This window comes from Saccharomonospora iraqiensis subsp. paurometabolica YIM 90007 (assembly GCF_000231035.2).
GTDB classification, from domain to species: Bacteria; Actinomycetota; Actinomycetes; order Mycobacteriales; family Pseudonocardiaceae; genus Saccharomonospora; species Saccharomonospora paurometabolica.
The window spans coordinates 1-1,486 of record NZ_KI912222.1; the positions used below are offsets into that span (position 1 = coordinate 1).

Genomic DNA, 1,486 nt, shown 5'->3' on the forward strand with positions numbered 1-1,486 from the left:
GGCTCCGGGCGGCGGGGCCGGGCCGGTGCCGACCACCCGGGGCCGGTCCGGTCCCCGCGGGGCACCGGTTCCCGCAGGGCGGGCAGGGGGGTGGTGTCGGCGTCGTCGGGGTGTGGGAGGTGGCGGGACACCGCGTCATCCTGAAGCACCGCCCGGGAGCGCGGGCGGAGAGGTCCGGACAGCCCGATCCGGACGGAACCGGAGCGAGGGGGGTGACGTCGTAGGGCCGGGAACGCCGCGCGCGGCGGTGTGTCGGACCTCCGGCCACGCCCGTCTGGGGGTCGGACGTGGCCGGACGGTCCGGGACACCGCCCGCGTTCTCCCGCCGTTTCGGCGATCGAAACGATTTTCTTGCCGCGGGAGGCGGGCGCGGGTGAGGCTCGCCACGACGACGAGGCGAAAGGACCGAGCTTGGGTTCCGAGAGGACGGACGTGCGGCCGTACACGACCAGCAGGGCATTCCTGGAGGCCCTCGCCGAGGGGGGCGTCCGGTACGTGTTCGCCAATCTCGGCAGCGACCACGCCGGTCTCCTGGAGGCGTACGCGCAGGCCCGCGCGGACGGCGTCGAGCACGAACTGCCCGCACTGCTCGTGTGCCCGCACGAGAGTGTCGCGATGGCCGCGGCGCAGGGATACGCGCAGGTGACCGGGGTGCCGCAGGCCGTGGTCGTGCATGTCGAGTGCGGGACCCAGAATCTCGGCGGCATGGTGCACAACGCCGCGAAGGGGCGCGTCGGGGTGCTGGTGTTCGCGGGCGCCTCCCCGTTCACCCAGGACGGCGAGCTGTTCGGGGGCCGCAACGAGTTCATCCACTGGATCCAGGACGTCCACGACCAGCGCGGCATCGTGCGCGGGTACACCAGGTACGACAACGAGATCCGCACCGGTGCGAACGTCAAGCAGGTGGTGCACCGTGCCCTGCAGTTTGCCCGCAGCGACCCGGCCGGACCGGTGTACCTGGTCGGCCCGCGCGAGGTGATGGAGGCCGACGCGCCGGAGCAGCCGGACGCGGCCGCGTCCTTCCCGGCGGTCGCGCCCACCGCCCTCGCCCCGGAGGTGGTCGAGGAGCTCGCCGCCGCCCTGGCGGCCGCCCGGCGTCCGGTGGTGGTCACCTCCCACCTGGGTCGACAGCCGTCCGCGGTGTCCGCGCTGGTGGAACTGTGCGAGGCGGCCGGGGCGACGGTGCTGGAGTCGGTGCCGATGCACGTCAACTTCCCCGCCGACCATCCGCTGCACGCCGGGTACCTGTGGAACGACCAGCGCGACGAGGCGGAACTGACCGGCGCCGACGTGGTGCTCGTCCTGGGCAGTGACGTGCCGTGGATCCCCGTACGCAACCGGCCCGACCCGGGGGCGCGGATCTTCGTTGTCGACCCGGACCCGCTCAAGGAGCAGATGCCGCTGTGGCACGTGCCCGCGGAACGCGTCGCGCGGGCCGACCCGGGCACGGCCGCCCGGCAGCTGACCGGGCGCGTCGCCGAGCTGG

General features: G+C 74.1%; 1 protein-coding gene. It reads left to right on the plus strand.

Annotated features, from left to right (window positions below; genetic code table 11):
- Positions 1-411: 411 nt before the first annotated feature.
- Positions 412-1,486, plus strand: a 1,075-nt coding sequence (locus SACPADRAFT_RS26435; protein ID WP_007027589.1) for a thiamine pyrophosphate-binding protein, incomplete at its 3' end; no start/stop codon positions are given.